This window comes from Streptomyces sp. NPDC037273 (assembly GCF_055603625.1).
Genome location: NZ_JBVJVO010000024.1, coordinates 40,463 through 65,366, shown reverse-complemented (window position 1 = coordinate 65,366; position 24,904 = coordinate 40,463). Strand labels below are relative to the sequence as shown.

12 protein-coding genes and 1 pseudogene are annotated in these 24,904 nt (G+C 66.3%); 7 read left to right on the top strand and 6 right to left on the bottom strand.

The window, feature by feature from the left end; translation table 11 throughout:
* Positions 1-2,679 precede the first annotated feature (2,679 nt).
* Entirely contained in the window at positions 2,680-3,168 is a 489-nt protein-coding gene (locus ACZ7G1_RS36965; protein WP_470881243.1) for a hypothetical protein, read from the bottom strand.
* A 528-nt stretch (positions 3,169-3,696) separates the two neighbouring features.
* Between ACZ7G1_RS36965 and ACZ7G1_RS36960 the strand changes: the two genes are divergently transcribed.
* Positions 3,697-3,825: a hypothetical protein gene (locus ACZ7G1_RS36960; RefSeq protein ID WP_470881245.1), complete on the top strand. Its 129-nt coding sequence runs from the start codon at positions 3,697-3,699 to the stop codon at positions 3,823-3,825.
* 13 nt (positions 3,826-3,838) lie between these two features.
* Here ACZ7G1_RS36960 and ACZ7G1_RS36955 read toward each other — a convergent pair whose 3' ends face one another.
* Positions 3,839-4,519: a hypothetical protein gene (locus tag ACZ7G1_RS36955; protein WP_470881247.1), complete on the bottom strand. Its 681-nt coding sequence runs from the start codon at positions 4,517-4,519 to the stop codon at positions 3,839-3,841.
* A 534-nt stretch (positions 4,520-5,053) separates the two neighbouring features.
* On the opposite strand from ACZ7G1_RS36955, the gene ACZ7G1_RS36950 reads away from it, so the two are divergent.
* Positions 5,054-5,491, top strand: coding sequence for a hypothetical protein (locus ACZ7G1_RS36950; RefSeq protein WP_470881249.1), 438 nt, complete (start codon positions 5,054-5,056; stop codon positions 5,489-5,491).
* Between the two features lie 384 nt (positions 5,492-5,875).
* Positions 5,876-6,085, top strand: a complete 210-nt coding sequence (locus tag ACZ7G1_RS36945) for a hypothetical protein (RefSeq protein ID WP_470881251.1) — start codon at positions 5,876-5,878, stop codon at positions 6,083-6,085.
* A 1,173-nt stretch (positions 6,086-7,258) separates the two neighbouring features.
* On the opposite strand, the gene ACZ7G1_RS36940 is transcribed toward ACZ7G1_RS36945, so the two are convergent.
* Together ACZ7G1_RS36940 and ACZ7G1_RS36935 are read right to left on the bottom strand one after the other, a co-directional pair.
* Positions 7,259-14,122, bottom strand: a complete 6,864-nt coding sequence (locus ACZ7G1_RS36940) for a TreTu family toxin (protein WP_470881253.1) — start codon at positions 14,120-14,122, stop codon at positions 7,259-7,261.
* Positions 14,123-14,290: 168 nt separating this feature from the next.
* Positions 14,291-18,058, bottom strand: coding sequence for a LamG domain-containing protein (locus ACZ7G1_RS36935; RefSeq protein WP_470881255.1), 3,768 nt, complete (start codon positions 18,056-18,058; stop codon positions 14,291-14,293).
* A 1,611-nt stretch (positions 18,059-19,669) separates the two neighbouring features.
* Here ACZ7G1_RS36935 and ACZ7G1_RS36930 point away from each other — a divergent pair.
* Positions 19,670-19,831, top strand: a pseudogene (locus ACZ7G1_RS36930) (ester cyclase); the annotation flags it as partial.
* A 588-nt stretch (positions 19,832-20,419) separates the two neighbouring features.
* Here ACZ7G1_RS36930 and ACZ7G1_RS36925 read toward each other — a convergent pair.
* Positions 20,420-21,352, bottom strand: coding sequence for an SCO0930 family lipoprotein (locus ACZ7G1_RS36925; RefSeq protein WP_470881256.1), 933 nt, complete (start codon positions 21,350-21,352; stop codon positions 20,420-20,422).
* A 283-nt stretch (positions 21,353-21,635) separates the two neighbouring features.
* On the opposite strand from ACZ7G1_RS36925, the gene ACZ7G1_RS36920 reads away from it, so the two are divergent.
* The 3 genes from ACZ7G1_RS36920 (at position 21,636) to ACZ7G1_RS36910 (ending at position 24,058) form a co-directional block, all read left to right on the top strand.
* Positions 21,636-22,607, top strand: a complete 972-nt coding sequence (locus ACZ7G1_RS36920; RefSeq protein WP_470881258.1) for a DUF1996 domain-containing protein — start codon at positions 21,636-21,638, stop codon at positions 22,605-22,607.
* A gap of 165 nt (positions 22,608-22,772) precedes the next feature.
* A complete protein-coding gene (locus ACZ7G1_RS36915) occupies positions 22,773-23,345 on the top strand; it encodes a sigma-70 family RNA polymerase sigma factor (protein ID WP_470881260.1) in 573 nt (190 codons plus the stop codon).
* Complete coding sequence (locus ACZ7G1_RS36910) at positions 23,342-24,058, top strand: zf-HC2 domain-containing protein (RefSeq protein WP_470881262.1); 717 nt, start codon at positions 23,342-23,344, stop codon at positions 24,056-24,058. Before ACZ7G1_RS36915 ends, ACZ7G1_RS36910 begins: the two co-directional genes overlap by 4 nt.
* A 78-nt stretch (positions 24,059-24,136) precedes the next feature.
* Here the strand turns inward: ACZ7G1_RS36910 and ACZ7G1_RS36905 are convergent, their stop codons facing one another.
* Positions 24,137-24,655: a hypothetical protein gene (locus ACZ7G1_RS36905; RefSeq protein ID WP_470881263.1), complete on the bottom strand. Its 519-nt coding sequence runs from the start codon at positions 24,653-24,655 to the stop codon at positions 24,137-24,139.
* Positions 24,656-24,904: the final 249 nt, after the last annotated feature.

The following is a 24,904-nucleotide window of genomic DNA, read 5'->3' as shown; positions in this document are numbered from 1 at the left end:
CGGGGTGGTGGGGGTGGTGTGGGGGTGGGGGGTTGTTTGTGGTGGGCGCCCGCCTGCGGCGGGGTGTGGTGCTGGTAAGTGGGTTGGTGCGGTGGATAGTTGATGGTGTGTTGGGTGGGGCGGGGTGTGGTGGGTGGTGTGCGGCCCCTGCGGGGCCGGCGGTGTATGCCGGGCCGTTTGCCACGCTCGTGGGACGCACTTCGAGTGGTGGCGGGGTAGTACTCCACGGGCGTGAGGACGCCACAGAGAGCGTCACTGTAAGTGAGGAACAGGAGGGAGACTAAAGAATAGTTGTCTAGACCTATAGCCAAACTACCCCAAACCCCTCATATTCCGCTAACCACTAGAAATCTGGCTGCGAGTGAGGAACCCTCAAAACACCTTCAGCAGACACCCCCTGGCGGGCCATCAACACTCCATACGGAAAACGCATCAAGACGAACAGCCACCCACCACAGCTCCGAAACAGAAGCAGCCACAGGGGCACACTGGCAGGGTGCTGTGTGCCGGGGCGCGGCCCAGGCGGGGGGCCGGCTGCGGAGCACGCCGCTCGTGAGCTCGAGCCAGCAACCGGACAGACGACATACGCCGGCGACCGGAGAAAAGGGTTGGGGAGCAGCCCCTCGCCTGCATGCGGAAACCGGATACCCGACCCGGGCAGGGCCGGTCCTCCCTTATGCGGAAACCGTATCCCCCTTGCCTCAACCCGCGAGGAGCAGCCGGGGCTCGCCCCGGCCCGCACGCTGAACAGGGGCGGTGGGCGCGAGCGTCACGACCTGCGGTTTCCAGGCCGCCCGCGAACAGGGGGGTAGAAGGAGGGCCGTCGACACCATGGAAGGCGGTGTCGGCTCGACAACGGCCTACCCATCCCACGGTGCCGGCCGGAGGAAGAATCCCTCCTCCGGTTCGGCCAGTGCTTTGAAAGTCACGGCCGGAACACCCCTCACAGCTCTCAACCCACCGCGCCACCAGGGGAAACGGCCTGAGAGGCTCCCAGGGACCCCACACTCACCACAACACCACCACCCAGGACAGAACACCCCGGCCCCAGGCCCAGGCCCCCACAGACGACCGGCCGGCACGCACACACCCGAGCAAGGGCCGGGCCAGCACCGGCGACAAGCAGAGGCATCAAGGAGAGCACAGCGACGGATCCAGGCCCTTCCCCGGACACGGGCCCCGCCCCACCGCACGATCAGACACAGACATCAACAGGAGCAGCACGCCGCACCAGCAGGAACACCACCCAACAACCCCACACACCGCATGCAATTTCCGCATACGGCATATAGAACCTGGCCCTATGCGGAAAACGCATCACCCACACCCCACCACGACCCCCGCGCACGCGGGGAGCAGTAGCGCAGCATCGTGTACACCTCAGCGACGCGCGAGGAGCAGGACAGCGGCCGCCGCGCGCCGTGGCATGCCGGGGGACCATCCCCGCGCACGCGGGGAACAGCGCCACCCGGTCGGTATCGACGTCAACATGGCGGGAACAACCCCACGGGTACGGGGAGCAGACTCAATGAGCTGCAGTTCTACCGCACACCCAACCTCAGCTGAACCACTTCCACAGAAACCGGCAAACAGATACCCCTCCCCCAGCGTCGACCCAGCCACGTGCAGCAAGCCGTCGGCGTCGTCGGCGATCGCGATGAGCTCGGCACCATCCCTACAGACGCAGGCAACAGACCGACACTTTCAACACCCGGGCGTCCAGCAGGCACCATCCCCCCCGTAAGCGGGGAGCAGCAGCCGGCCGGCTCCGTCAGTCCCACAGCAGAAACCAGCAGGCCTGGCCCATCAGCGCAAAAGCAGCGCTTGGTAAGCCCAGTGGTAAGCAAACAACAGCATCATCAGTGCACTCACCACGCCCTCCAGCGACCTGAGCGACCTGAGCGACCTGAGCGACCTGAGCGCAAGCCTGCACGAACGAGTCGGGGAGCAGTGTGGGCCCCGACAAACGGGATGCTCGCACGGGCAGGGGGTGTGGCAAGGGCGGGCTGTGGTCATCGGGGTGAGTGCAGCCATTGCTCGTAGCTGACGGCCTCGAGGGTGGGGTGGAGGTAGCCGTCGTACCACTGGACCGTGGACGGGCCGGCCGTCCTTCTCGCTGTTGGTTTGGTGTGGGGGTGGTGGGGCGGGGCTGGCTGGGGCGGGCGCAGGCGGCAGTGTTCGGCGAAGCCGATCAGGGGCGGGAGGGAGTGGGGGTGTTGGGACAGGAGGAGGCCGTCGCCGTAGGGGGTGGAGTGGAGCAGGTGGGTGGCGGCCAGCAGGAAGGGGCGTGCCCAGGTAGGGACGGTGTAGGTGTGGCAGTTGGCCGCGAGTCCGTGGTGGCGGGCGGCTGTAGCGGTCGTGGAGGGTCAGGGTGGAGGCAGCGGCGTCGATATGGCGGTAGTGGACGGTGCGCAGCTGGGAGAGGGGGCGCCGGTGAAGATGGCTATGGCCAGGGCTGGGGCCAGCTGGGGTAGAGCGGTGCGGGTGGCCAGGCGGTGGGCGATCTGGCCGACGGCGTAGGCGCGGTCGGGGACGTAGGGGCGGGTGGCTGGGGATGGGGTGCAGTGGCAGGCGGGAAAGTTCTGGCGGAAGCCGAGATAGGCCAAGACCGGCACCTGGCACACGCAGGGCCCCGCTGGTCTAGCGGGGCCCTGCGATCAGCTGCAGCCTGGGGTGGGTCTAGTTCTTGTTCTTGGTGTCGACGAAGGCGGTGTCGACGACGACGCGCGGCACCGGGTCTTTCGGGCCAGGACGCTTGGTGACGCCGTCGAGGACGCTGGCGATCTCGTCGTACATGCGGATGGACTCGGCGCTGTGGTGCTTGCCAAGGTTCTTCGAGTCCGTGCCGCCGTGGGCCATGTAGTCCAGGATCCGGAGGTAGTTCGCCAGGTCTACGCCGCTGAGTTCGACCTGGATGAGCCCGTTGTCGAGCTCCTTGGTCGTGGTCTTGAGCTCCAGGTCCTGCCCGCCGCGTCCGGACTGGTCTGATGTCTTCTCCCACAGATCCTTGGTGGTCTCGACGTGAAAGGTTTTCAGGCCAGCGGCCTTCTGCAGGCGCTCGGAGTGCTGCGGCGGGGAATCCGTGGAGCAGCCGGTGACGAGGACGGCGGCGAGGAGCGCGAGGACGGCGAGCCCGCGGGCTCGGCGTGGTGAGGTGGTTGAGGGCACGGACGGCAGTGTCCTGACCTGATCTGCTGCCTGGGGTCCCTTTTGATCTTCAGCCATCCGAACGAGCGACGCGACAACCCGCCATGACGGCCGGAACGGCGTGGGAGGCCCGAGCGCCGGGTCTACACGGCGGTGCTGCGCTCCGATCGGGCCTTGATGCGGGCACGCAGGGTGCCGAACGCGAAGCGGACCATGCCAGAGAACTCGGCCTGACGCGTTTCGAGCAGCATGCATCCATGGCCGGCCAACCGTGCGTGGGCACCTTCCCGAGTGCGTTCAGCGGTTCAGGTACTCGTCGTGCGTCGACCGAGAGCTGGCGGCTTTCTCCGTCGTGCCGAGGGTCTCGGCGGTATGGGGCAGGGGATGCTGTTGCCGGCGATGTACCGGGGGGGGGCGATCGGTCCGTATTTGGCGACGAGCGCCTCCAGCTTTTGACCGCGTGTCGGACGCGCTACGCGGTCGTACCGGCGTGGAAGACCCCGCGCCCTCCCCACTGCTCTCCTGGTGCATCAAGGGGCTCCCGGCCACGTGCGCTGGGCGACCGCCGGGTACGGCTTCTCCGTCAACGATGACGAGTACTCCTTCCGCAACCCTGCGAACCGCTTCGCGCCGGCGGCTGGCCGCCTGGCCCGGGTGGCCAACGTGCTGGCACCGTGACCCGCGCACGATGTCAGTAGTTGTGGGCTTTCAAGGTCTTACTGCGAATGTAGAGGGCTTCCATCAGGAGAACATGGATGGCGTCCTCGTGTTCCGCTCTGTGGGTCGCAGCAACAGCGCTTCGGGCGAGGAAGCCAGTGGTGAGCTGCTGGTTGACGGACTGGAGTGCCTTGTGTGCTTCCTTCAGTTCGGCCAAACGTGCAAGAGATTCGCTCTCCGAGACTGGAGGTGACTCTCCTGCGGAGATGGCCGCGTCGATGGCTTGATCGGCGCGGTACTTCTCCAGGTGGGAGAAATCGATAGGCCAGTGACCGTTCATTCGGGGGCGTGAGCCCCCCTGCTGAGCCTGCGATGCGCTGCGAGCGGGTTGAACTGGGCGGCTGGCATCGTTCTGTGTCGGACTCTCAGACGTCATCGATCCCGCGGTCGAGTCTCCAGGCCGGTGCTGGCGGCGGGTGGCTCTCGCGGCTAGTACCGCCTTTGCCTGACGACGCCCCTCGCTCGTCAATGTGCAAAAGACCCTTGGTGGGCGACCTGGATGCGCAGTCTGCTCGTCCCGAGTCACGATCCACGCCAGTGCAGTAAGTCTGGCCAGGATCTGCGAAACCGTGCTCTTGCCCAGGCTGGCCTGGGCGCTCATCTTCGTCGCCCACTGCGGATCATCCGCCGGTGCTTCTAGCAGCAGAGTCAGCACCTCAACCGTTGGGAGAGTTGCGCGGAGGGCGGGAGTGGTCACATGCCTACCTGACCACAATTGAGGGGCATAGGTCAAGAATGAACTATGGTCGGGCAGGTCGCTGCTCTGAGGGGAAGCTTAGGGAGCGCCATAGGGGCCGTATGAGAGTGGCAGCCTGCGGGCTAGCCAGCGCCCGCTTCCGCGCCTTCATCCCAGGTTCCCGCGCACCGATGCCCTCGCCGAGCTCGCAGCGGATGACAGATACGTGTTCACCCAGCCCGACTGCGTCGGCTCGGCAGCCAACTACAAATAAGAACAGAACACGGCTCGTCCGGATCTCCATCGACTGACCCAAGGGGCTACACGTGGCTCCGCCTCACCCGCACCGCCGACGCCTGCCAGATCACCGAGATCAACGCCGCGTAGCCCGCCGGGCCGCCGGGAAGCGCGCACAACGAGGCCTCTCAGGACCGTCACCACACGTCGAGACAGGCCCAGACGTCCCAGGGTAAACCCGGGGAACAGCGGGAGCACGGCCGCTACCGTCGGGCCATGGAGACCATCATCACCGCAGTGATAGCCGCGGTCGCCGCTGTCGGCGGCGGCCTGATCGGAAGGTCTGCTGGGCTCAGAACCGCCCAACTCACCGCTGAGGCCGCCCGTGCGGCCACCCGCTATGCCACACAACGCGACACCGTCCTCGAGTTCGTCGCGGCCACCGACAGGGAAATGACACTGGCCTGGGAGGCCGAGGTAGGCCGGGCCGACCACAATGGCCACGCGCACACCCGAGCCCAGGACGAGGCGCACCTGGCGTCCCGCCGCGCCCTGACTCTGATCGAGCTGACTAACGTCCCCGAGGTGGGAGCCCAGGCACACGAGGTACTGGCTGGTCTGCGTAGAGCACGTGCGGCACAGGACTGGGAGCCGTTCAAGACGGCCCGGGCCCGGCTGATCTCTACCGCTCGGGACCACCTGGACACCTTGTGACCGAGGCGGTATTCAGGGCGGACGCCCCCGCTGCACATGCCATCCCTCGGGGAGATCGTCGTCTCTCATGCAAAGAGCCGGCCCCTTGGGGCCGGCTCTCCTTGCGCGCTCGCGCGCCAACACGGGCCCACGGGAAAACCTCTGCTCGGCGGCTGAAGCCCAATCCAAGGGGTCGGCTGGATAGTGGCAGAGCGCGCAAGGGAGCAGCAAGACACCCCGGGACGTACGTGCAGGATTCCCTTTGACTTCATCGGTGAGCCCTGGCCCATCCCTCTTTCAAGCAAGTACCTCGTCATGTCCTAGACCGCCATCGACACGGCCACCGCGCCCGGTGACTCCTGGGCCGCCCACTGCTCCCCCGGCCACTGGGGCCACGAATCCGGCATGATCCTCGCCCGCCTCAGCGACCTCGACGGTGCCGAGCAGCACCTCCACCTCGCCCTCGACATCCACGGCCTTAATCGCCACCGCACCCTCCCCGCACCCGCACCCGCACCCGCACCCGCACCCGCACCCGCACCCGCACCCGCACCCGCACCCGCACCATCGTCCTCGCCGACCTCGGGGGTATCCACCTCCGCCAAGGCGTCGTAGACGGAGCCTTGGCTGAGTGGCACGACTAGTCGATTAGGGGATCTTGCCGTGGAGGGAACGGGGGCTCTCCTGGTCATCTCGAAGCCCGGAGGCCCCACTGCGGCCAACAAGTCGATTCCTTTGTCTCGACACTGTTATGCCACCTTCAGCTCCCTGTCCGGCGCGCGCATGCTCAGCCTCTCGGCCCAGCGCGGCCACACACTCGGCCAGCGCGGCATCGAGTACCGAGATCCTTTTGGCCACACGCGCGTGGAACCTTCGGATCCAAGACGCGGGGGCGCAGGGACTCCTTCGATTCATTGCCATTGGTAGGTACAGCAGATACGGCCAGCGGCGCGTGCTCTCAGAGTGTGTGACAGCAGGGCAGGACGGGTCCCTGGTCTCTCGCTGGTGTTCACGGGCGCCTCATGCGTGAGCGGGTGACGTGCGCGCCGAGCCGGCCCATCCCATGCATCGTGCGGGAAAACCGGACCTCGCATGGGCATGAACAAGACATCAACCGGCACGAAATGCCATCAGCCAACTGCGGTAGCAGGCGCTCAGCTCTGAAGAGTAACGACAGGCTTCTCGTCACGCGGACTACTTCAGAACGCGGCCGTGGCAGGCACGGCTCCGGCATGACAGGGGATCGTCTCCACACACAAGGAAAGCTCGAGGTCCGGGTTCCCTCATCGGGAACCCGGACCTCCTACGCGACCAACCCTAATTGTCGCCCTACGAAATGCTTACGCGGAAGGTTCTCTGCCCGCATGGCGACTCAATACACCTTAGGGTTTCCTCGCCCAACGAGGCGAAGAGATAGCTCTCATCTACGCCCCATTTAGCATTTTACGATTGGGTGACTGAACGGCCCGAACTAGCCTAGTGAACCACTAAGGATCACCCAATCTCTAACGGAATTCAGGATCGCCACAAGCTCACCCTCATCATTGATTTCCCCATGCTTCGACCGAACCTCACCAGTCGCCACATTAGCCAGGTCAATCTCAGATTTTCCGTTTTCCCAAATTACGACCTGCCCTATGAAAGCCTCGCTTTCAAGGATCCAGCTAACCGAAGATGGATCACGCCCTGGCGGAGAGACTTCAATCTCTGACGTAACGGCCAGGGAATCCCATTGCCAGCACTCACCGGCAATCCATCGCTGAGCTGAATCCAGCAGCTCAGACCCACTCATCCGCACGGGGCCCACCCTCCAAGCTTGATGTTCTTCGCCTCCGGCAACTCAAGTGCAGGAAGGCCCTTCTTCTGCGCCAAACGCGAGAAGATCGTATCCGAATCCGACATTTTGAAGTCTCCAGGCCGCCCACCTGGAATCAGCGACGAACGCGGTACATCGAACTCCACATAGACGGATCCCGGCCGGGAAGAAATATACGCATCCTTGTTGGCCGGATAGACCACGTAGGTGAAACCACCACCGCCACGCTGGACCATCCCCGTCTTCACCATCGCATCATGCTCCGCAGTCGACATCCACCGCCCGACGGTGACCAGTTCCGGATCCGGCGCACCGCCACCACTATTGTGGACCAAAATCGAGGTGGACCCTGCAAGAACATAGTAGGTGTGAAGTTCGGCAACAGTGAAATTGTACGTCTTCACGCGCTTGACTGAGTGAGCGTTCCCCTTGACGGCAACGATGCTGCCATCGTCCGTGAGCAGGGTCATGCCCTGCTTCAGATCCTTGGCCTCAACCCATTGATTACTGGAGGGCGACCAGAACGGGTGATCGGATGTTGCCGTGATGGCTTCGATTCCCTCTGGAGTCACGATGGAAATCGTGTTGAGGTTCCTGGTTCCCTCGGTTCGGATCAGTTGAGTGACCGATCGAGGGCCGGATTCGCCAGTTTCAGGGTCGGTTGCCAGAACTTCTTCGCCGACCTCGATGTCCTGGATTTCCTTCGTACTTCCATCAGCCATAAGGACGAGGGTCCCGGCGAGGAAGCAGTTCCCCTTAGGGCGCGCCGATGGGAGATTGTCCGCCTTCTTACCAAGCCCCTTCAGTAGGTGCTTGAGGAGAGAACGAAATCCGCCGACCGTGCTGATGTAACTGGCGATCTCTTGGGCGGCGTCACCAGCGTCCCAGGCTTTCGTGTCTTTGTTCAGGCCCTTTTCGGTGGCGAAGTCATCGTAGAGCTTCGTCACCCCGTCACAGCCAAGGATGCATACAGGAGCGAGTTTGGCCATGTCTTCGACAGATGAGATGAGTCCGTGAATGGCGCCACCCAGGAGGTCTTTCCAGCTTCCCTGCGGCCGCGGGTCGGCCGGTTCGTGACTTACGCATTCTGGGCGCATGGCAGGATATCCGCTGCCGCAACTCTGTGAACTTCCGGAACTTGACCCCGAGCTGTAGTTCCCGGTCCCTGCGGAGGAGGTTCCAGATCCGGTTCCAGAACTAGCCGTGTTCAAGGCTGTTATAGCGACTTGGACAATGCCTACTGCAGCTATCACTACGCCGACGAACGGGATGAGGAAGCGTCCGTCCGGGTCTGCGAAGGTTACGGGGTTGTTGTTGCTGTAGGCGTATCCGTTGATCTGTTGGGGGTCTTTGAGATCGATCACTGGGTCGACGCTGATGAACCGGCCGGTGTTGGGGTCGTAGTCGCGGACGCCGATGTGGGTGAGGCCTGTTGGATCTTTGGTGCCGCCGACGAGGCCTTTTTCGCCGGTCCAGTTCGTCGGCGTTGTGCCGCGGTCCTCACCGAATGGCTGGGTGTAGCGGCGGGTGACGGCTTGGGTTGCGGCGTCGACTTGGAGGTTGGCGGTGCCGTTGTGGTCAGTGGCGAGCCAGGTGAGGTACTGGGGTGTACGAACGGCGACTGTCTGTCCGGCGTGGCTGTAGTACCGAGTCGCTTGGACCTTGGCGGTCGCCTTGTCGTAGCGGAGTTCGGTTTCGCCGAGGTAGAGGGTGGTTCCGTTGGCGTCGCGGCGGATGAGGCGGTTGCCGTCGGCGTCGTCGAGGAAGGTGGTCTCTGTGGTGCCTTCGGTGACCTTGGTGAGGGTGTTCTCGGGCCCCCACGTCAGTGTCTGGGTCTTGGCACCCTCTGTTCGGGCCGTGGTGTTGCCGGCGGCGTCGTAGGTGTAGCTGGTGGTCGGGGCGGTCGCGTCCGCGGGGGGCGTCACCGTGTTGGTGAGCAGGTGCGGGCGGATCACTCCGTTGGTGGTCTTGGTTTCGTAGTTGTAGGTGGTGGTGGCCGGTCCGCCGGTGGCGAGGTTGTCGGTTGCGGTCTTGCGGTTGCCGGCGGCGTCGTAGGTGAACGACTTCCAGTAGGGGGCCGGGCCTCCGATGGTGGCTGTGCTGGGCGCGGTGGTGCAGTCGGTGGTGGCGGTCCAGGCGCTGCTGAGTCTGCGGTGGCCGTCGTAGGTGAAGCACTGGCGGTCGCCCTGTTGGGTGGAGGTGTCCTGGACCTCGATGGGGTTGCCCGCGGGGTCGTAGCGGTAGTACGTGTCCGCGTCGGTGCCGCTGTGGGTTTCTGTGACGACGGTCTGGCGGGCGAGGCGCTTGGTGCCGTCTTCGTAGGAGCGGTTGATCTCCGTCCACTTGCCCTGGGTGGAGACGCCGAGTGTGGTGCGGATGTGCTCGCCGGCAGGGAGGTAGGCGGTGCTTTGGACGATGCCGCTCAGGCCGGCGAGGGTGGTGGGCAGGCGTTGCTGGTTGTAGCCGTAGATAAGGGCTTCCTGCTCGAGTCCGCCCATCGCGGGGATGAGGCGGCTTTGCAGGGTGCCGTCGAGGTTGTAGGCGTTGGTGATGCTGTAGACGCCGGTGCCGGCGACTGCGCCTTCGCTGGTGCTGACTGTGTACTGCTCTCGGAGCACACGGTAGAGGGGGTCGTAGGAGGCGTTGGTCTTGGCGTAGACCTTGCCGCTCTTTCCGCCTTCGTAGCGGATGGAGGAGGTGGGGCGTCCCTTGGCGATGGTGTCGTAGGACCAGCGGGCGAGGTACTTGGTGTCGTCGATGGTGGGTGTTCCGTTGACGACCGGGATGCGTCCGGCGAGCTTTCCAGTGGGGCGGCCGAGGACGTCGTAGGTGTAGCTGAGGATGCTGTCGGTGTTGGCGCCTTCGGTGACGCTGACCTGGTCGAGGCTGTTGTACTCGGTCTTCGAGGTGCCGGCGTCCGGGTCAGTGACGCTCTTCTGACGGCCGAGGAAGTCGTACACGTACGTCCAGGCGTTGCCCGCGCTGTCCTTGACCTGGGTGAGCTGGTCGTTGCGGCCGTAAGTGTAGGTCAGGGTCGTGTACGAACCGGTGGCCTTGTTGCCGTCGTATTCGCGCTTCTCAGCGAGGCGCCCGCGGCTGTCGGCCGTCTCTTGGACGGCGGAGGCACCGGTCGGGGGTTCGACGGTGGTGGAGTTGCCTTCGTAGGTCGTGGTGGTGCGGGAGTGTTCCTGGCCGTTGACGAGATTGACAGCGATCGTGGGACGGCCGGCACCATCGTAGGTGGTGGTGGTTCCCGTGGGCGCCGCGGTGATGAGGTTGGCGAGGTCTCCGGTGGGCGCTGTGGTGTCGATGTACTCCGACGCGGTCTCTACTTCGAGGCCGCGGCTGTCGTACTTGGTCTCCGCGATGACGCGGCCCGTGCCGACCGCGGCCGGGGACTGTGCCTGGCGGGGGCGGAGCAGGGCGTCGTAGATGGCGTATGAGGTCTGGTAGGTGGTGCCGTCGTTGTTGAGTGACTTGGTGGCGACCCAGGATGCCTTGTTCTGCTGGATCTTGTATTCGATCTTCTTGCTGGGGGTCTGGGACGTGCGGTTTCGGTCGGCAAACCAGACGTCGGTGAGGCGGCCGAGGGCGTCGTAGGCCAGCTCGGTGCGCCGGGTGTTCGGGTCGATGCTGACCTTGTTGACACCCCAGTCAGGGTAGATCTCCGTTGTCACCGTGTGGCCGAGGGCGTTGACGGCCTTGGTCGAGGTGAGCGGTCCCCCGGCGGCCGGCGTGTACTCGATGTGCTTGGCACGCGTGCCGGTGGTGTCCCACTGGTCGGTGCTGCGGCCCAGGGCATCGTAGGCCGCGGTGGCGACGGTCTGCAGCTGAGCGTTGCCGTTTGCGTCGTATCCGGTGACGCGCTGTGTGGCGGTCACGTCGCCCTTGGTGGGCGCAGCTCCCCAGGCCAGAGCGTCGTATGTCGCGCGTGTGTCGGATATGACGTCGGTGGTGGTGGGGTCGCTGACGCGCTTGGGGGTGGCGGAGCAGTCGACCGATACCTCCTCGATCCGCTTGGGCAGGTTCTGGATCAGCGTTGTGGCGTTGCCCGCGTACTCGGTCCTGACACAGGTGGTCTGGCCGCCGCCGGTGGTCTGCGCGGTCAGCGGCAGTCCGGTCGTGGTGTCGTAGGTGTTGGTGGTGGAGGTGGTGATCGGCGCGCCGTTGGGGATGGGGGTGCGCTTGGTTTCGGTGCCGGTGCGCACGATGTGGGCACGGACGGTGCCGAAGGAGTGGGTTTGTGTGGCGGTGTTGCGGGACCAAGGGGTGTTGATCGTCCCGCTGATCTCGGCGCCGGTGGTGCCGTTGTAGGTGATCTGTTCGCGAAGCTGTCCGGCGTACTGTTCGTCGTCGGTGACGGTGGTGCCGGTGGAGTCGGTGAGGGATTCCTTGCGGGTGGTGCCGTCCGTCTGCTTGTCACCGTTCATGCCGCGGTAGTAGAGGCTGACGCTCTTGGAGCGGACGCCTGCTGCTTCGCCGGTGAGAGTGGTGACCTTCTGGTAGCCGCGCCAGGTTCCCCAGGTGCGGTACTTGGCGGGGGTGATGGGGCTTTGGTCGTCGTAGGCCCAGGCGCCGCCGGACGGGTCGTAGGAGTAGCTGGTGACCTTGGTGGGGCCGTTGCCGGTGGGGTCGGTTTCCGTGACCTGGGTGACGACGTACTTGTGGAACCAGTCGGTGCGTGGCTGTGGGTCGGTGCCGGGGGTGGGGTTGGACGGCGGGATCCATTTGACCGGGTAGCAGCGCTTGGTGTTGCTGTCGAGTGCCGCGGGGATGTTGGTACCGGCCAGGCATTCGGGGTCGGAGTAGGTGGCGGTCAGTACGGAGCCGGTCTCGGACGTGATGGTGCGCACGCGCCACTTGATGTAGGCGGGTACGTCATCTCCGGTCTTGTCGACGCGGTTGTCGAGCTGGATGCCCTTGAATCCGACGGCCGGCAGGGTAATGGGTGTGCCTGACTTGCCGGTGTGCTGGATCGAGTTCAGCCACAGGCCGGCATTGGAGCCGTCTCCGGGGTCGGGGAAGGAGTGCTCGAGGTGCCAGGTGTTGACGTCGCGGTAGTCGGTGTCGATGCCGGTTCCGGAGCCCTTGTACACCTGGGTGGTGATGTCGCTGAGGCGCTTGCGGCTGAAGAAGGCGGGCGCCGGCTGGTCGGTGCAGACGGTGTTCTTCGCGCAGATCTGGTCGAAGGGAACGTCGGGCCAGGCGGTCTTGTTGGTGGCTGTCAGGTTCGTGCAGGTCTCTCCCCCGGCGACGACCTTGCATCGCTCCTGGACGTCGAACTTCACACGCGCCGCGGCCGGCTGGGTCGTGGAGAAGATCGTGTTGGTGCGCTGCCCGTAGTCGATGCGCTTGAGGTAGCCGCCGCGGGTGTACTCGGTACCGTTGCCGGTGGTGCCGGCCTTGGCGTAGGAGTTGAGCTCCTTGTCGTACCAGTAGGTCATGACGTTGCCGTGGGGGTCGACAACGTAATCGAGGTTCCAGCGCCACGCCTGGTCCTTGGCGCGGGCTCCGAAGGTGGTGCCTGCGCTGTAGCCGGGTTCACCGCTGTCGTCACCGAAGACGGGAACGGTCCAGACCGAGTTCGTGACGGGCTTGCCCGCCGCCCAGCCCTCCAGCTGGTTCTTGCCGAACACGTACTGCGTACCGTCGACCGTGGTGACGGTCCAGAACTCGCCCTTGTCGCCCGAGGTCTCCGCAGTGGCGGCGTCGCCGTCGTCGCCGTTGACGGCGCCGGTGCCACGGACGACCCGCTCGCCGTCATCGCTCTGGAGGTGCCAGTTGCCGCCGGCATCCTTCACCAGGGTGCTGGCCTTGCCGTTGAGAACGATGGAGGCGTTGTCCTCGCGCCAGCAATGGTCGTACTTGCCGTCCTGGCCGTCGTCGTCGCAGCTGCCGTAGGAGCGCTCGATGTAGGAGGTGGCAAGGTCGAAGCCTTCACCGATCCAGGACGGCTGGGCGCTGGTGGACGAGGTGCGGCCGTCGACACTCTGCGCCGAGTAGCTGAGCGCAGGGGAAGGCGCCGGGCCTGCGGGGGCCGGCACGACATCGATCGGGTAGGACCAGGTGAAGTCGCCGTTGGAACCGCCGCCGGCCCAGGTCGCGGACGGCGACAGCGGAGTGGCTTCGTAGGTCCCCTGGTCGGATGAGGCACCGGCCGAAAGTGCCACGACGCTGAAGGCGCTGGCTGACGGTGCCGCTTCAGGGACGGTGACCTGCGCGGTCACCGACTTGGCCTTGTTGTCGTTTCCCGAGGGAAGCGGTGTGGTCTTGCGGCAGGCGGGCTTCTCGGGGGTGGTGAGCGCACAGGCCGGGAGCTGGACCATACGCAGACGGGAAGACCAGTTGCCGGCGTAGGCGTCAGCGAAGCCGGAGTAGTCAACCGTGACGTCCAGGCGCGCCTTGTCCGGGTTCGCGTCACCGCGCGCGACGCTGAGGACGACACCGTCGATGCCGAGCTTGGCTGTGGCCTTGCGGTCCAGCACCTTTACATCGGCCGCATCCGGTGACGCGTCGATGCCAGCAGTAGTTCCGGACCGCTTGGCGTGCTCGGCTGGAGTGCTGAGCTGAACCGGGAGCCCGGCCGCCTTCGTCTTCTTCCCGGCCGTCGCCGGCAAGGTGACGCGCGCGCTCGCCGAGGTGGGCCAGGTGGGCTGAGCGGCCGCGCGCCGGCGGGTCTTGGCATCAGCCGCCAGCGCGGGATCGGGCGTGTTGTCAGGCTTGGCCTGGAACTGCTCGGCCCGCCCGTAGCGGGCCTTCTCCAGTGCTGTGTGGTCGCGTTCGAATTCCTGGGCCGGTGCGGCGCCGAGGAGTGTGGTGACCACGGCGGTGGTCACGGGAAGAGCGATGGCCGCTGTTCGACGGCGACTGGCTTTCCACCAGGACCATGAGGATGGTCTCGTGCTGGGCACGGCTGAATCTCCGCATCATGAAATTCCGGGGTGTACCGAAACTGCCCGGCACACCCCGGATGGTGAACAAACTGAGGTGGGAAGGCGCGGGAACTAGCCGGTCGGAACGGTGGGTTCTTCGACGTGCGACAGGATCAAAATGTTCCCGCTGGACATCACACCGGCGTACACGCGCACGTCGTCCAGGAGTCCGCTCAGATAGTTCTCGAGTTCGCCCGTGTCGGTGCGCCGACTGCGTCCGACGTTAAAGGGGCCATCGGGTTGGAACGCACCCGCAGGCGCCAAGACACCGGTGCCGCCGCCGAGTTCCTTGCCTGACAGGTAGATCTTTAGAGTACGAGCGGGAGCATCGTAGACGGCTGCAACGTGTACCCACCCTGAGGGCCGTTCCCTAGAAGAGGAGATGACGGACCCGGGGGCGTTGAGGGTGTCGTTGCTGAGCAGGCCGAAGTTCCAGGTGACGGTCTCTTCCGCTTTCTCTTTCCGGAGCCATACTCGCAGGGCGTCGCTCTTGGCTCCCGGCCAGGAGAACAGAGCCAGGCTATGGGCGGACTGGGTGTCCTCGAGGATGGGGTAGTGGCTGGGGTCGAACCATCCGGTGAGAGTGAAACTGCCGTTCACGTCGAAGGGCACATTGGACGTTCCGTAGGGCATCAAGGTCTCGTCCATCAGCAGCACGTTGGCGTGCCCCTGGTCGCCCGTGTCCATGAAGGCGACTCCTCCAGACAGGGAGAGGGATTTTCCTCGGCCTGAGGAGTCCGCTGCCACCGTTGCGCCTTCGGGCTCGTCCATGAGCCAATTCGCCAGGAGTGTCGTCTGGGTGTGGTCGTTGCCATCCTTCACGTTGACGATCGGCGCGAGCTCGTCGGGAACCACGGCTCTGTTCCAGACTTGTACGTGGTCGATATCGCCCCAGAGCTGCGGGTTACCCCAACGCCCGACCTCGAAGGACCCGTTCGAGGCCCATGGCGTAGTGAAAGGCGTCTCTGACTCAAGAAGACCGTTGATGTAGAGACGGATCTCCTTCGCGTTCGCGTCGTATACGCCCATCAGGTGGGTCCACGCCCCGACGACGGGGGGTCGCTTGGATACCGCGCGCACGATCGAAGTCGAGGTGTCCGTTGCGTCAGCGGCATACCGGTTGAAGATCCACCGGTCGTAGCCGGTCGAGTAGTAGAGCTGGAACGCGCCGACCTTGGTGCCCATCTGGGTGAGGACTGTGGTCTGCTGTTTACTGTCCAGCTTGACCCAGGACGCGACGGTGAAGCTCTTAGTCGTGTCCAGGACAGGCCCGGTAGTCGTGGCGTAGGTGGTGGATGAGGCATCGTCCATGCCGGACTTGACTCGTGCCTTCTCGACCCAGGTCCCCTGGCTGAGGGTCAGAGTGCGGCCGTTGCCGCTCGAGTCGGCTGCAGTGGTTCCCGCGTTCTCATCGAAGTCCCATGCTGCGACCGGGGCACTCCCTTGGGCCACGCTGAACAGGTAGTCCTTCGCGGCACTGGTGTTGCCAGCAGCGTCGACGGTCTGCACACGCAAGGTGTTCAACCCGCGCTTGTCCGGGGTGGCCGTCAGCTGGTAGGAGCTGGTGTTCGTCGGGAAGACCTTGCTCGGGAGCGGCACGCCGTTCAGCCAGATGTCATAGCGGCGAACGTCACTTGCACCGGCCTGGATCGTGAACAGGCCCGACGCACCCACTCCACCCAGTTCGGCGTCGCCCTTGCATTCGGTGTGGGCACAGGGAAGGTACACAGCCGATGAGACAACGGGCTCGGGAGGCGCCGTCGCGTCGACGGTGAAGTAGCAGCCGGACGAGTAGGGTGCATCGTCCATGATGGTCGTCGTGCCGTTGAACGTGTACTGGTACTCGCTCGTCGCGTAGAAGCTGTAGGTGTGACCCGACGTGAGTGTCGGTGCGGTCACGTCGCCGGCTTGTCCGGACGGATTCCAGCCCGACCGAAGCGTGGTCACCTTCGTGCTCGTGGTGCGGTCGTACACGTCGAAGACCGAGCGCAGGCTGCTCTGGGCTCCATCATCCGACAGCGGCGTGGCGGTCAGGCGCGGCGTCTTGCTGCGGATCAGAGCCGGGCTGCCCGATGCGGAGCATGCGAGGTTCGGGTCCTTCATCTTCACGTACTTCGGTGCCTCGTCGATCTTCGACACATACGTGATGGACAGCCTCGGCTTGCGCTCGTTGGTGGCCTGCGGGTCTGCCGGCGACAAGAACTGCTTCCACGCCAGAGGGTCGGACTCGTTTGCCCGCAGCCCGAGCGTCGTGGTCGCCTGCATCGCGTTGGCCGCGTCGCTGACGGCCGGAGTGGCGTTGAACTCGACATCGCCGTCAGGGCAAGCGGAGGAATACCCCTTCGCCACGTTCCTGCTCGACACCCACTTCCACGTCAGCGGGGGCTCGGATTTGTCCGTCGTGCCCTTGGAGATCGCGTTGACCTTGTAGAGATCGACGGTCTTGGGGTCACAGTTCGCGGACCAGATCTCGTACGCGGTGAACTTGGCGTCGAGGACCTTCTTGCCGGCCACAGCACGCGTGTCGAACTGGAAGAGCGACTTAGCTTTCTTGTTGTCCACGTAGGCGTCGTAGCCGACGCCCAAGGCATGGGAGGTCTTCCAGAAGCTCGTATAGGGGAGGTTGGACCACAGGGAGGTCCAACCGGTCAGCGTGGCCGTGACTGCCGGCGGGTCGATGACGACCGGGTACGTCGTGCTGGGGGCGGTCAGGAACGACTGGTCAGGGGTGACAGCCAGCGTCTGCCCGGACACCGACACGTCGGCGACCGCCGTGCGGTCTCCCGGATCCGGGATGGCAGCATCCTCCGGCGCCTCCTCCATCGCCTCGCTTGCGACTCGTGCGGCCGCTTGTACGCCGACGGGCGAGGCCCCGTCCTTGGGTGAAGCGGAGTCCCACATCAGAGCTGCGCTGCTGCCGAACACCGGGCGGTTTGACGCGTCGACCAGCGACATTGATCCGCTCTTGGACGTCTTGAGCGTCAGGCCGTTCGTCTTCACAGGAAACTTGATGGACCTCAGCGCGGGGTCCGCAGCGGCTTCACGCGTGTGCACAACGAGGTTCTGGGTGAAACCGTCGGGACGGATCTGGACGACCAGATCGACATCCGGCTTCACCGACTCGTACACGGCAACCCCGCCCGATATCCGCGGGACGGGAAGCGCCCACGGGGCATCAAGCTCGAAAGTCTTGCCACCCCTGGTGATCGAGGCCAGCGGCGCAGTCCCGCCACCGGACAGCTTGATGTCCTGCGCGGCCTTCGGCACGAGGCGCCCGTCAGTCTGCTTCACCAGATCGGTGTCGACCGGCGTCCACACACCGTTCTTGCGCACGCGCTCGACCACGGGCGAGGACTCGAGCGTGAAGGTGCCATCACTGTTGGCCACGACCCGGTTCGTCTCGCTCGTGAGCGAGACGACCTCCACACTGCGGCCTTCCTTCACCGCCTGCTGTGAAGCCTTCTGCTCATCCGAAGGAACAGGAAGGTCGTCATCCACCCAGAACGTCTTGCCCTGAGCCTCCGGCGAGGCCGGCTGGCTCTCCAAAGCAGAAGGGACCTCCACATCACCAGGTGATGTAGCGGTCGCCGGAACCGAGGTCAACGAGACCCCCGCCAGGGCTAGCAAGGCACCGGTCGCCGCAGCCAACCCACGTCTGCCCGCCACTCGAGCACGTCTACTCATGCACCACTCACACTTCTCAACAGCCAGGCGAGGAAAACCCGACAAGGCAAGACCGGATCGCCGCTCCCACGACGAGCGAACCTGAGAAGGCGAGAAGTGAAAAAACACCAGCATCCCAAGGACGCTGGGTTCTTCCATGGCGAAGAACATCACCATGCGCCATCCCTCGGGGATCGAAACTCGAACCCGCAACCTGATGACGCCGTACGTAATCCACCAGAAGGAGCATCCGTGTAACTCCTCCGTCACCCCCCCAGGTGGCCGATCACGAGAGTTCCACATGTGTGGAACTCGTGAACGACAAGGCGGACGGTAGCCCTGCAGGGGTTGATCACCAAGCCTGACCTGGATATATGTCACCTCCAGGACCACGAAGGAGGGACACATCACCCAGGACCACCACGACTCGGCATCACAGAACTAACGAGCGAACTTGCATCAAGCAGCCAACAGCCACGGGCCATGGAACCGAACACGCCGACGCAGCGAACCTCCACACGCCATCGCCCCACCGGCCGTCACCCAGGGCCCCGGCACCGTGATACCCACGCGACCCGGACCGCCCGCAGCCAGGCCGGATCCAGGAAGTCCAGCTCGCTCGGAACACGCCGGCCGCCGTTCTCACACCGCGCACTGGCACGCACCTCAACCAAAAGCGCCGCCTAGCAGCACCGGCTGACCGCCCGGCTACCCCCACTCAACACAGCGGAACCACCAAGCCAACCGAACAGAATGCCCGTCGCCGCCGCACAGCAGTGCCGCTCAGCCCCACATCGACGGACGACCTAACGAGCTCGTGCACGGTAAGCGGTGAGACGTCGAGCCGAGGATGCCCGATCATGGTTGAGTGGTGGTGACCGTGACTCGTTGCAGCGATCGTCAGCAGTCGGCGGATCACGGGCCTGTACATCGACGACTGAGAGCCAGTCAAAACGCCCACTATGGACCCGCCCGCACAGCGTTCTCATGGCCACTCCCGGAGACAACCCCTGTGTCACGAGCCGGCGACTGAAACCACACCTGGCGGTGGATCCAGCGCTTGCCGGTGCGTGACGGCTCAGGGGCGGGTCAGCGCGCGGCAATGACGCGCGGCAGGTCCGGGCCCGAGGACGGTCGTTACCGCAGATGTCACACCGCGGACGGCAGCTGGTCCAGCACTCTAAGCCTGTACCGGCGTTCTCAATACAACTGCAGCATCTCAACAGGCTTGCAGCGCTACAGGTCAACGCCCTTGATCAGCAATGAAGAAGCCCCAGGCACCCCTTACCCATCTGCAGCGTGCCAGACCAAAGCGATGCCTCTACCAGAACATGGATGAGAACTCACATAGGGGGCCGATTGCGCCGAAGTCACCCGGGCAGTGGAGATCCATCACAGCAATGGGATTCTCACTATCCCTGCGGTTTTCTCATCCAACTTGCTGCAGCCCAGGTCAACCACACTGAGCAGCGCCAAGAAGCATCTCAGCTATCCGCAGCATCGCAGCTCAGAGCCCTCTACCTACCACATAAAGAATGACAACTCACAGTAGGGACCATCCCCGCATGCACGGGGGGCAGTTCAGCGTGGACTTCATCTGGGACACGGTCGAGGGACCATCCCCGCAGGCGCGGGGAGCGGACTCGATGACCTGCAGTTCTACCGCACACCCAGCATCTTCTGAACCACTTCCACAGAAGCCAGCAAAACAGACATTCCATCCCGGCACCGAACAAACCCGGCGCAACAAGCCGTCGGCGTGCCGGCAATCGCTAAAACGGCCGGCACGTCGGACCCGTCGACGGCCATCCGCCGACCGGGGCGCCGGTCGCGGCGATGACCAGTGCGGTCTATCGCGTCGAGGACGGGCTCATCGTCGAGTACTGGATCCAGATCGACCGGCAGGGAATCGCCGCCCAGTTGCAGCCGGCGGCTACCGAGCAGTTCTAGTGCCCGACGGCCCGGTCGTCCCCCGCGACCGGCTTCGGGATCGCGTTGCTCTGTCTTGTTGGACGCGCCCGTGGACGTCTCCTCGGTCGCGTCGCGGGCGGGCAGCGGGCTATCGGCGACAGCGTCTGGACTCTCACGGCATCCGGGCCCGGCCTGGCCCGGCGGCCATCGGCTCCCGCGTCGTCTGCCGGCTCAGCCTCGACGGCCGCGATGCCGACCACGGCGGCACCGAGGGCGCGGCGGAGGCTGAGATCGTCACCGTCTCCGACTCGTACGTCATGGCCTGACCGAGATCACCCTGAAGAGCCGCCGAGCTCCTGCTCGGCGGCCCTTCCGCACATGCGTTGTGCACGTGGGGCCAACGGGCCCCGGTGAACGAGAAGGCAGGAGGGGCGCGTTGCCGAGCCGCCGCCTGCTCGCGATGCATGGCCGAGAGTGGCGTGGACCTGTCCGGCGGCGAGGAGCGCCTGCGGGTCGGGCTGTACCGCCGGCGCGAGATCGACGTCACCGAGGACGGCCGGGATCGTCCGTGTCGTCTGGCCCCAGCGGCCGGCGTCCGTGTGTGTGGGCCACCATCTGTGCCGAGGGCTACTTGGCCAGCTTTCCGTCGGGGCGGACCGTGAACCACGTGCCGTTCACGCCGTGGCCGGTGGTGTCGCCGGGCTGCTTGTCGCCCGTGTACCAGTACAGCGGCCAGCAGTTGAGGGTGAGCTGCTGAGTGCCGTCGGGGCGGGTGTAGGGGATGAGGAGCTTCGGGTCGATGCCCTTGATGTCCTTCTTGTCGACGAGTTTGGCGGGCTTCCAGAGTTCGAGGCAGGCCCCCTCGCAGCGGGACTTCATCGGCCAGGCGGTGTCCTTGGTGAAGCGGTAGAGGGTACGGCCCTTGCCGTCACGGACGATCCGGCCGTGCGCCTTGTCGTCGACCGTGGACAGGGCCGGCAGGCTCTCCGACGCGCCCGGCCGGCTCGGTCCGCTCGGATCGCTCGGATCGCTCGTGGTCTTGTTCGCCTTTGTGCCGTCGGGGGCGGCCGCGAACCACGTGCCGCCGACGCCGTGTCCGCTGGTCTGGCCGGGCGCGGCGTCCCGTGCGTAGCGGTACAGCGGCCAGCCGGCGAGGGTGAGTTGCCGGGTGCCGTCGGCGCGCTTCACCGAACCGAGCAGCGCCGGGTCCAGGCCGCGGCCCGCCTTCGCGTCGTCGGCGAGCGCCGGGGGCCAGGCCGTGGCGCAGTCACCCGCGCAGTTCGAGGTGGGTGGCTTGGCCGTGTCCCGGTCGAAACGGTAGAGGGTGAAGCCGGTGCCGTCCGTCACGACCGGCCCCAGCTGGGTGCTCTTGCCGACGCTGACGGTCCCCGCCCGCGAGGGCTGTGCGCCCTCGGCCGCCGGGGCCGGGTACTGGGTCTTCTTCTGGTTCTCCGGGGAAGCGGCGGTGGTCGCCGTCGTGCTCGGGGAACCTCCGCAAGCCGCCGTCAACATGACTGTCGCGACCGCCAGCGCTGCCGGGATAACAGTGATCTTGCGCATAGGGGTTCCTCTTCTCTGTTTCCGGTTTCCGGTGTCCGTGGCGGATGACTTCCTCACGGGCCGCCGCGGCGTAGGGCGTCGTCCTGCGACGCGTCACTGCGGAAACGGCCCCATCCGCGGGGCGGTTCAACTCCGGGGCGTTTTCTTTGCGGAGGAAGGGGTGGCAGCGAGTCCGTGCCGGTCGCGGGGGCGTCTTGCCCGGCCAGAGCCCTGATGGAAATCTGCTCACGTGCGGATCACTCTTCCCCCTCCCGACTCCCGCCTGTTCTGGGGCGTTCTGCCCGTGACGCTCGCGTTGTGCCTGTTCCTGTTCCTGTCCCTGTCCCTGTTCCTGGGCGTGGCGACGTTCGGTGCGGGCGGTGCCGGACGACCGGGCGCCGCACCTGGCGAGCACCAGTACGTGGACATGGCGGTGGTCGCACGGTCCCGGGTGCCCGCCGAGGGGCCCGACGCCTCCACCGGGAGCTACACCGTCGACTGCGGCCGCAACGAGGAGGGCCACCGCAACGCGGACAACCTCGTGGTCTCCCCGGGCGTCGTCAACGGCGCCCACCACACGCACGACTACGTCGGCAATCTGTCCGCCGACGCCCTGTCCACCGATGAGAGCCTGGCCACCGCGCGCACGACCTGCGTGGGCGGTGACCGGTCCACGTACTTCTGGCCCGTGTTGCGCCGGCTCGACCGCACCGGTGACGACGCCCACGAGCCCGGCGGCGGGGCGCACGGCAACAGCGGCGAGATCCTCACGGCCTCGTCGGTGCGGGTGGAGTTCCGGGGCAACCCGGCCAGTTCGGTGGTCGGCATGCCCCGTTTCCTGCGTCTGGTGACGGGCGACCCGGTCGCCGCCACTACCGCGAGCACCGACGCCCGCGCGCAGTGGGGCTGCTCCGGTCATCCGGACCGCTTCGGCTCCCGCTATGTGCGCTGCCCGCCGGGCAGCGGCCCCACCCGCACCCTGGACTTCCCCAGCTGCTGGAACGGCCTCGACACCGACAGCCCCGGCCATCGCGCCCACGTCCGGTTCCCCACCACCGACGGAACCTGCCCGAGGGCCACGTTCCCGGTGCCGCAGCTGCGGATCACCCTCACCTACGACCTTGCGTCCGGCGTCCCGTTCGCCGTGGACTCCTTCCCTGAACAGCTGCGGGATCCCCGTACCGACCACGCCATGTTCGTGAACGTGATGTCCGAGGACCGGATGGCGGAACTCGTGCGCTGCGTGAACCAGGACCGCGCGTGCCGAGCCGGATGACCCCGGCGCCGGACGGAAGCACCGAGCTCCGGCGGCCCTGGCCGGCCGGAGCCACCGAGCGCCGGAGTGCCGGCCGGTGTCGCGGACGCCATGGCCTCGTGGTTGAACCGATGCCGTCCGCCAGCCGTGTTCACCTCGTCGGCCCAGGAGAGGACGGAGAGATGGATGGCGCTATCGGGGTTCCGCAATCGGCAGAGGAGGGACACCGGTGACGAGGCACTGGTCCGGTCCCTCTACGAGGAACACGGCAGAGCCCTCCTCGCGTACGCGCAGCGCCTGACCGGCGACCGCAGCGCCGCGGAGGATGTGGTTCAGGAGACCCTGATACGGGCGTGGAAGAACCCCGAGGCCCTGGTCAACGGCAAGGGGTCGGTGCGCGGATGGCTGCTCACCGTGGCCCGCAACATCGTCACGGACCGGTACCGGGCCAAGGCCGTACGCCCCACGGAGGTCGCCGGATCGCCGGCCACCCCACCCGTCGAGCGGGACCACGCGGAGGCCGTGGTGAACTCGATGGTGGTCGCGGACGCGCTCGACCGTCTCTCGCCCGACCACCGGGACGTGCTCCTGGAGATCTACTTCCGGGGCAGGAGTGTCGCGGAGGCGGCTCGGAGCCTCGGAATCCCGCCCGGGACGGTGAAGTCCCGGTCGCACTACGCGTTGAAGGCACTGCGCGACATGTACACGGACAGACCGGAGGCAACGGGCGCCGTACGGTTGAAGGGAGTGGCGGTATGAGCCCCAAGGAACACCACAGCGAGCTGCTCGGCGCCTACGCCCTCGGCGCTCTCGACGAGCGGGAGGCACGGACCGTCGACGAGCACGTGGCCACGTGCCAGGCGTGCCGCGCCGAGCTGGAGGAGCTGCGGGACATGGAGTCCGTACTCGGCGAAGTGCCCCCGGAAGCCTTCCTCGACGGGCCGCCCGAGGCCGGGGACCTGCTGCTGCGGCGGACCCTGCGGCAGGTGCGCGGCGAGCGCGCCGCGCAGGCGTTGCGCCGACGGGTTCTCCTGGGCGTGGCCGCGACGGTCGCCGCGGCCGCGCTTCTCGGCGGCGGAGTGCTGATCGGCCAGCGCACCGACGGCCGGATCCCGGAGGCCGCCCCGCCGGCACCCACCGCTACCGCGGGCGTCCCGACGGCGCCGCCGGTCAGCAGCAAGGTCTTCGAAGGCCGCGGTGCGGCGACCGGTAGCGAGATACGCCTCCGGGTGACGCCCGCCGTCGAGTGGATCCGCCTCAACGCCTCGGTCACGGGAATCCCGACGGGCGAGCGCTGCCGCTTGGTGGTGGTCACGAAGAACGGCGATCGCGAGATCGCCGGCAGCTGGCGCGTCGCCGACGGGGAGAAGGGCTCGAACATCGATGGCTCGGCGGCGGTTGCGATGGACGACGTCGCCGAGATCGTCATCGAGAACGACCAGGGCAAGCAGTACGTGGCCGTCGAGGCTTGACCATCTCCTCCCCCTGCCCCCCCCCGGCAGGGGGAGGCCCTGTGAGGGCGGGCCGCCCGGTTCCCGGATCTGGTTCCGTCAGGGCAGAGGGGTTCGGTGGAGGTTGACGAGGAGGCGCCGGACATGGTGGGCGATCTCGGTGGGGGTGGCGTCGATGAGGCCGTGGAGCCAGTCGGCGAGGACGCCGGCGAAGGTGGCGGCGACGGCCGAGGCGACGAGGTCGGGTTCCGGGGCGCCGGCCAGGGCGCGCTCGGAGCGGCTGCGGGCGCGCAGGTCCTCGTGCAGTACGTGGCCGAGGGGGCCGCTGCCTCCTGGGCGTAGGAGCTCGCGGTAGAGGTCGCGGTGCAGGGAGAGGCGGTGGAAGAAGGCAGGGAGGGCGGGGCGGCGGGGCGGAAGGGCGGAAGGGTCGGGGGTGCCGCGCCAGGCGTGGAGGGCGTCGACGGCTTCGCGGACGATGTCGGCGCAGGCATCGATGTCCTCGCGCGGGCCGGCCGGGTCGCCGCCGTTGCGGTGCCCGTCGGCGTGCTGGACGACGTGGACGTGCTCGGCGCTGCTGGTGATGCCGAAGTTCCGCTGCTCGATGGGGAGGTCGAGCACGGGGCGTACGGTCTCGATGGCGCCCTCGATCTCGCCACGAGCAAGCGCGGGCGAGGGCGAGGTCGCTCTGGGCGCCGGCCTCGTCGCCGAAGGGTCACTCGTCCTCCACGGGCGTCTCGGTACGCGGTGACGGCGGCCTGCGACCGGGCCTCGCCGAGCGCGGGGGCGTCGCCGAGGTGCACGGTGAGTTCGGCGACGTCGTACGGCTGCCGGGGTACGGGGAAGGGCAATGCCGCCGAAGGCGCGGTG